The sequence below is a fragment of the Pseudomonas sp. CAN1 genome (genome assembly GCF_030462585.1).
GTDB lineage: Bacteria > Pseudomonadota > Gammaproteobacteria > Pseudomonadales > Pseudomonadaceae > Pseudomonas.
Window position 1 is genome coordinate 1 of the sequence record NZ_JASMRU010000068.1, and the last position, 7,154, is coordinate 7,154.

Here is a 7,154-nt window from a genome sequence, read left to right on the forward strand (position 1 = left end):
ACTGATCTGTGCGTCTTCCTTGACGAAACCGGCAGCCGGGAAGGCGATCGGCGTGTCGTTGGTGCCGGTGACGGTCAGGGTCAGGGTGTTGGTATCGGTCGCACCGTGCTCATCGGTCACGGTGTAGTTGATCTTCAGCTCCCGGGTCTCGCCGGCCGCGAGGCTGGCGTAAGCCGGGTCGAGGCCGTTGAACACCCAGCTGCCGTCCTTGAGCAGGGCGAAGCCGGCTGGTGCCTTGTCGTTCAGGCTGAAGCTCAGCTTGGCGCCATCGTCGATATCGCTGGCGCTCAGCTTGCCGATGCTGAGCTTGTCTTCGCTGACGCCGGCGCTGCCGGGTTTGGCCACCGGCGCATCGTTGGTGCCGGTGATGGTGATGGTCAGGCTGCTGGAGCTGGTCGCACCGTGCTCGTCGGTCACGGTGAAGGGGATGCTGATGGTCTGCGTGGCGCCTTGTTTCAGGTGCTGGTAGGCCGCATCGCCAGCGTTGAAGGACCACTTGCCGTCGGCATCGACGGTGAAGCCGGCCGGGGCGTTCTTGTCCAGGGCATAGGTGAGCTTGGCGCCGTCGTCGGCGTCGGTGGCGGCGAGCTGGCCGCTGATCTGTGCATCTTCCTTCACCGCGTCCTTGGTGGCGCTGGCGACCGGCGCGTCGTTGCTGCCGGTGACGGTGATGGTGATGGTCTGCGGATCGCTCAGGGCGCCGTTGTTGTCCTTCGCCTGGTAGGTGAAGGTCACGTCTTCATGGGCGCTGGCGGCCAGGTGGTCGAACGCGGTGCCCGGATTGAAGGTGTAGCTGCCGTCGGCGTTGAAGGTCAGGGTGCCTTTGCCCTGGGCCACGCCAGTAGCGACCTGGTAGCTGACCACGGTGCCGTCGATGTCGCTGGCGGCCGGAACCTGGCCGTTGAGAACGCTGTTCTCGTCGGTAGTCTGGGTGTCAGCCGAGGCGACCGGCGCATCGTTGGTGCCGTTGATGGTCACGGTAACGCTGGTGCTGGTGCCGTCGGCCGCCTTCACCTCGAAGGTGTCGGAGAGCTGTTCGCCGACTTTCAGTTCGTTGTAGGCGGAGTTGGCTACGTAGGACCAGCTGCCGTCGGCGCCGATGCTGAATTTACCGTAGTCGCCAGCGGTGTTGGTCTGGACCTGGAAGCTTGCCGGGCTGTCGACGTCGGTGACGTTCAGCTTGCCGTCGATGGTGACCGGAGCGTTGGTCTCGTCGGTTTCGCCGGAAGTGTCGCCGGTGATCACCGCGGCATCGTTGGTGCCGGTCACGGTGATGGTGATGGTCTTCGGATCGCTCAGCGCGCCGTCGTTGTCCTTCGCCTGGTAGGTGAAGGTGACTTCCTCGCTCTGGCCGGCGGCGAGGTGATCGAAGTCGCTGCCCGGCGTGAAGGTGTAGCTGCCATCCGCGTTGAAGGTCAGCGAGCCTTTGCCCTGGGCGACGTTGTCCGCCAGCTGGTAGCCGACCACAGTGCCGTCTACGTCGGTGGCGGTCGGAACCTGGCCCTGGAGAACGGTGTTCTCCTCGGTGGTGGCGGTGCCATCGATGGCGACCGGCTTGTCGTTGGTGCCGGTGACGGTGATGGTGATGGTCTGCGGGTCGCTCAGGGCGCCGTTGTTGTCCTTCGCCTGGTAGGTGAAGGTGACGTCTTCGCTCTGGCCGACCGGCAGATGGTCGAATGCGCTGCCCGGATTGAAGGTGTAGCTACCGTCGGCGTTGAAGGTCAGGGTGCCTTTGCCCTGGGCCACGCCAGTGGCGACCTGGTAGCTGACCACAGTGCCATCGATGTCAGTGGCAGCCGGAACCTGACCGTTGAGGACGCTGTTCTCGTCGGTGGTCTGGGTGTCGGCGGTGGCAACCGGTGCATCGTTGGTGCCGTTGATGGTCACGGTAACGCTGGTGGTGGTGCCGTCTGCCGCCTTCACTTCGAAGGTGTCGGTGAGGTGCTCACCGACCTTCAGTTCGTTGAAGGCGGAGTTGGCGACGTAGCTCCAGCTGCCATCGGTGCCGATGCTGAATTTGCCGTAGTCACCGGCGGTATTGGTCTGGGCCTGGAAGGTGGCCGGGCTGTCGACGTCGGTGACGCTCAGCTTGCCATCGATGGTGACCGGGGCATTGGTCTCATCGGCGCTGCCAGTGGTCTGGCCGGTGATCACCGCGGCGTCGTTGGTGCCAGTGACGGTGATCGTAATGGTCTGCGGGTCACTCAGTGCGCCGTTGTTGTCCTTCGCCTGGTAGGTGAAGGTCACGTTTTCGCTCTGGCCGGCAGCCAGGTGATCGAACGCAGCACCCGGGTTGAAGGTGTAGCTGCCGTCAGCGTTGAAGGTCAGCGAGCCTTTGCCCTGGGCGATGTCGGTGGTCAGCTGGTAGCCGACGACGGTGCCATCCACGTCGGTGGCAGCCGGAACCTGGCCGTTGAGAACGCTGTTCTCTTCGGTGGTCTGGCTGTCAGCGAAGGCCACCGGCGCATCGTTGGTGCCGGTCACGGTGATGGTGATGGTCTGCGGGTCGCTCAGCGCGCCGTTGTTGTCCTTCGCCTGGTAGGTGAAGGTCACGTCGCGGGTCTCGCCCTGGGCCAGACTGTCGAAGTCCTTGCCCGGGTTGAAGCTGTAGCTGCCGTTCGGGTTGAAGGTCAGAGTGCCGTTGCCATTGCCCACGCCGGTGGTGAGCTGGTAGCCGACGACAGTGCCGTCCACATCGCTGGCGGTCGGCACCTGGCCCTGGAGAACGGTGTTCTCCTCGGTGGTGGCGGCGCCGGGGAGGGCGACCGGCGCGTCGTTGGTGCCGGTCAGGGTGATGGTCAGGGTCGCGGTGCTGCTCGCGCCGTGCTCATCGGTGACGGTGTAGGGCACCTTCACCACCAGGGTCTCGCCTTCGGCCAGGTGCTGGTAGGCCGGGTCCTTCGCATCCAGGGTCCAGCTGCCGTCCGGCTTCAGGGTGAAACCTGCCGGCGGGGTGCCGTTGCCGCTGAAGGTCAGGGTGGTGCCGGTGTCGCGGTCGCTGGCTTCGAGCTGGCCGCCGACGACGCTGTCTTCCTGGCCGCTGGCCTGGCCATCGATGGCCTCGGGGGTGTCGTTGGCGCCGTGGATGTCGATGGTGATGACGCGGGTGTCGGTCGCGCCCGACGGATCGGTCACGGTGACGGTGAAGCTTTCCTTCGGATTCTGCCCTTCGGGCAGGGCGTTCACCGCGTTGGCGTCGACCACGTAGGTGTAGCTGCCGTCCGGGTTGACGGTCAGCGAGCCGTAGGCGCCCTTGGCGCTGCCGCTCCAGGTCAGGTTGGTGTCGTCGACGTCGGTGGCGGTCAGCTTGCCCTTGATGTCGGCGAAGCTGTCGTTGGCGGCGGTGTCGGTCACGCTGCCGGTGTAGGTGCCGCTGGCGACCGGAGCGTCGTTCACCGGGGTGACGCCGACGTTGACGGTCAGGGTGCTGGAGGCACCGCGGCTGTCGGTGACGATCACGGTGAAGCTGTCGCCGCCGTTGTAGTCGCTGTTGGGCTGGTACTGCCAGGTGCCGTTGGGGTTGAGCACCAGCTGGCCGTTGGCCGGGCCCTGGCCGACGCTGTAGCTGATGGTGTCGCCGTTCGGATCGCGGGCGTTGAAGGCGCCGGTGAGCAGGGTGTCTTCAGGAGTGCTGAGATTCAGCTCGCCATTGCTGCCTTCGGTGAATTCCGGGGCCAGGTTCGGCGTCAGGTCGCCCTGCCGTTCGTCGGAGGCGTCGCGGCCGTTGTTCAGGCCGGCGGTGTCGTAGCCGATGTTCGGGTCGACCCGACCAGCGGTCTCGTTGAGCATCACGAAGCTGTGGCTGCCACCGGCGGCGCCGGAGCCACCCGCCGAAGCGCCAGCGCTCGGGCCGGCGGCGGTGGGGGCCAGGGCCTGGGTCGGGTCGAGGCCGGCGGCGATTGCTTTCTGCAGGTCGGCAGCGCTCGGGGTTTCCACCTGCGGCTGCGGCGCACGCGCGTGCTCGGCCTGCGGCAGGTCGGCGCTGCTCCACTGGCTGTCGCGGCCCAGGTCGACCAGCTTGCCCTTGCCTACATCCAGGGTGACTGCGCCGGCGGCGCCGGTGAGCAGCTGTTCGCCCTGATAGATGCGATCCCCTTCGACCAGCACGCGCTGGACGCCTTCGGGGGATACCGCAATCACTTGGCCGATGATGCTTTTAACGACCGCGACGACGCTGCTCATGCATTTCTCCTGGTGAGGCTTGCCTGGTTGCCGACCGGCCGCATGGTGGTCGGCTCAGGTGGCATTCCCTTGTCTGTGAGAGCAAAAAATTTGGCGTCAATACATTGGCTTATCGCGATTCGAAATTACGTATATGCCAATGTATTGACCATTCGACTGCCATCCTAAACAATTGGCAAATCGATGTCACTTTGATATCGGGTGCTCGCGTAAAAAAATTTAGCGTGAAATTGATCACGCTTTTCGATGCTTCCTTGCAGCGCATTCGCCGGTCTTTTGACGCTATTTGCGGCAATCGAATCGCTGCGGCTATCCCATTGATAAGGATGTTTTCCATGCGTCTGCGATTCGCTGCTGTAGTGCCCTTTGCCCTCTCATTCGTCATTCCCGCCCATGCCGACAGCCTGACCCAGGCCATGCAGAAGGCGATGGACTACCACCCGGAAATCCAGGCAGGCGTGAACTCCCGCCTGGCCGCCGACAAGCAGCTGCGCGCGGCGAAGGGTGGCTACCTGCCGTCCGTCGACCTGACCGCCGGTTACGGTCGTGAGGGTTCCGACAACACCACCACCCGCGCCGAAGGCGACCACTCCTGGAAGACCCTGAACCGCGGCGAATCCAACCTCGCCCTGCGCCAGATGGTCTTCGACGGCTTCGCCACCTCCAGCGAAGTCGGCCGCCAGCAGGCCAACGTCAATTCCCGCGCCTACGCGCTGCTGGGTACCTCCGAGCGCACCGCGCTGGACGTCGCCCAGGTCTACATCGACGTACTGCGTCGCCAGGAAATGGTCCGTCTGGCCGAGGACAACCTGAAGAACCACCAGCGCGTCTACGACCAGATCAGCCTGCGCAGCTCGCGCGGCGTCGGCCGCCTGGCGGACCAGGACCAGGCCGAGGCGCGTCTGGCCCAGGCGCAGAACAACCTGATGACCGAGCAGACCAACCTGGCCGATGCCCGCACCAACTACTACAGCGTGGTGGGCAGCGACCCGGTCGAGCTGACCGATCCGACTGGTCTTGTCGGCCAGTTGCCGGATGACCTGCAGGCCGCTCGTCGGCAGCTGGTGGAGAACAGCCCGATCCTGCGCTCGGCGGAATCCGACGTGGCGGCGGCCGAGAAGCAGTACGAAGCGGCGAAGTCGACCTTCTATCCGAGATTCGATGCAGAACTTTCCCGCGGTGCCGATAACAACCTCGACGGAGAAGAAGGCCACAACAACGAATGGCAGGCCATGCTGCGCATGCGCTACAACCTGTTCGCCGGTGGCAGCAACAAGGCCGAGCTGGAAGCCAAGTCCTACGAGACCAACCAGGCCCTGGATATCCGCAACAACGCCCTGCGTCAGTTGAACGAGGAACTCGGTTTGTCCTGGAACGCCCTGAGCAACGCCCGCGACCAGCTGCCCATCGCACGCCAGTACGTGGACTACAGCACCCGTGTGCGCGAGGCCTACCAGAAGCAATTCACCATCGGCGAGCGTACCCTGCTCGACCTGCTGGACAGCGAGAACGAACTGTTCAACGCTTCGCGCCGTCTGGTCGACCTGAAGTACACCGAGCTGTACACCCAGTACCGTATCAAGGCGACCCTGGGCGAACTGCTCAAGAGCCAGGGCGTGGTAGCGCCGCTGGCCTCGGTGGCGTCCGAGAACATCAAGCCGAAAGTGCAACTCCCCGGCCTGAACTGAGCCGGCCCATAGTCCAGCCAAGAGAACACCCGCGTGGATCAAGAAGTCAGTGCAGTTCCCTTAAGTCATGATCCGCGCGGTCTGCTGGACGACCCGCTGCTGGACAGCCTGCTGACGCTCTGTCAGCTGCACCAGAAGCCGGCCAGCCGCGCCATGCTCACCAGCGGCCTGCCGCTGCCCGGCCAGCGCCTGTCCGCCGAACTGCTGCCGCGCGCCGCCGCGCGTGCCGGCCTGCAGGGGCGCCTGTTGCAGCGCAAGCTGGAGCAGATCCCCGCGTTGGCGATGCCGGCCATGCTGCTGCTGCGCGAGGGGCGCTGTGCGGTGCTGCTGGGCTGGGAAAGCAACGGCGATGCGCGCCTGCTGCTGTCGGAAAGCGACGGCGGCGAAGTGCGTGTCACCCGCGAGCTGCTGAGCGAGGACTACGCCGGCCAGGCTTTCTTCGCCCAGCCGCAGCACAAGTTCGACCTGCAGCACGGCGAGCTGATCCCGCGGGTCAAGAGCTGGTTCCGCGACACCCTCAAGCGCTCGCGCTGGCTGTATGTCGACGCCGTCGCCGCCAGCCTGCTGATCAACCTGATCGCCCTGGCCGCGCCGCTGTTCGTGATGAACGTCTACGACCGCGTGGTGCCCAACCAGGCTGCCGCCACCCTCTGGGTGCTGGCCGTCGGCATCAGCGGCGCCTACCTGTTCGACCTGCTGCTCAAGACCATGCGCGGCCTGTGCCTGGACCTGGCCGGCAAGAAGACCGACCTGATCATCTCGGCGACGCTGTTCGAGCGCATCGTCGGCATGAGCATGAAGTACCGCCCGGCGCGGGTCGGCTCCTTCGCCCAGAACATCCACGAATTCCAGACCCTGCGTGACTTCCTCAACTCGCTCACGCTGACCACCCTGATCGACCTGCCGTTCACCCTGCTGATCCTGCTGGTGATCGGCATCATCGGCGGCCCGCTGGTGTTCGTCCCGCTGGTCGCCTTCCCGCTGGCCGCAGGCCTGGGCTGGCTGCTGCAGCGGCCGCTGGTGGAGACCATGAACCGCACCATGGCCCTGGCCGCCGAGCGCCAGTCGAGCCTGATCGAGACCCTCGCCAGCCTCGACGCGGTGAAGGTCAACAACGCCGAAAGCGAGCGCCAGTACCTGTGGGAACAGACCATCGGCACCCTCAGCCGCCGCCCTGCCCGGCCTGCGCACCGTCGAGATTCTCTCGGCGCGCAGCTTCCCGCGGCACGCCCACGACGAGTACGGCATCGGCGTGATGCTCGAAGGCGGCCACCGTTCCTGGAG

3 protein-coding genes are annotated in these 7,154 nt (G+C 65.3%); 2 read left to right on the forward strand and 1 reads right to left on the reverse strand.

Annotated features, from left to right (window positions below):
• A partial coding sequence (locus tag QO207_RS30845; RefSeq protein ID WP_301536049.1) for a retention module-containing protein occupies positions 1 to 4,182 on the reverse strand: 4,182 nt, incomplete at its 3' end.
• Between the two features lie 335 nt (positions 4,183 to 4,517).
• On the opposite strand from QO207_RS30845, the gene QO207_RS30850 reads away from it, so the two are divergent.
• Together QO207_RS30850 and QO207_RS30855 are read left to right on the forward strand one after the other, a co-directional pair.
• Positions 4,518 to 5,870: a TolC family outer membrane protein gene (locus QO207_RS30850; protein WP_301536050.1), complete on the forward strand. Its 1,353-nt coding sequence runs from the start codon at positions 4,518 to 4,520 to the stop codon at positions 5,868 to 5,870.
• 33 nt (positions 5,871 to 5,903) lie between these two features.
• Positions 5,904 to 7,154, forward strand: a 1,251-nt coding sequence (locus QO207_RS30855; RefSeq protein WP_301536051.1) for an ABC transporter transmembrane domain-containing protein, incomplete at its 3' end; no start/stop codon positions are given.

What these genes read in the sequence shown, in the direction of transcription:
- QO207_RS30850 (WP_301536050.1), top strand. Translation starts at nt 4,518, where the DNA reads ATGCGTCTGCGATTCGCTGCTGTAGTGCCCTTTGCCCTCTCATTCGTC.